The 497-nt window shown below is 66.4% G+C and carries 1 protein-coding gene; it reads right to left on the bottom strand.

Annotated elements, in window-relative coordinates; translation table 11 throughout:
- On the bottom strand, window positions 1-497 hold a 497-nt coding region (locus tag AC0L2K_RS35040), incomplete at both ends, for an IS256 family transposase (protein WP_473533667.1).

Below are 497 nucleotides of genomic sequence, written 5' to 3'. Positions count from 1 at the left end.
AACGCGCGCCAGCTCGAATGGCTTTCACGGTTGGCCAGCTCGACACCGAGCACCTGGCGCCGGCCCTCCCAGTCGACGCCGATCGCCACCAAGACCGCCTGGCTGGCGATCACGCCGGCCTCGCGCGCCCGCTCATAGCGCGCGTCCAGGATGAGGTACGGGTAAGGTTCGGCAAGCCGCCGCTCAAAGAACGCCTTCAGCGCCTCATCCAGCCGCGCCGTCGCCTCGCTCACCGTCGAGGCCGAGAAGGCGTGGCCGCACAGTTCCTCGGTGATCGCCTTCACCTTCCGGGTCGACACGCCTTGCACGTACATCTCGACCAGCGCCGATACCAGTGCCTTCTCCGAGCGCTGATAACGCTCGAACAATTCCGTCGAGAACCGGCCGGTCCGATCCTGCGGTACGCGAAGTTCCAGCACCCCAACCCGCGTCACAAGCTTGCGCTCATAATAGCCGGACCGGTAGCCAACCCGCTCCGCCCTCCGCTCGCCTTTCTC

Source organism: Mesorhizobium sp. WSM4817, assembly GCF_055811135.1.
Note: the sequence above shows the minus strand (reverse complement) of the source record. Positions and strands in the feature narration are given on the sequence as shown.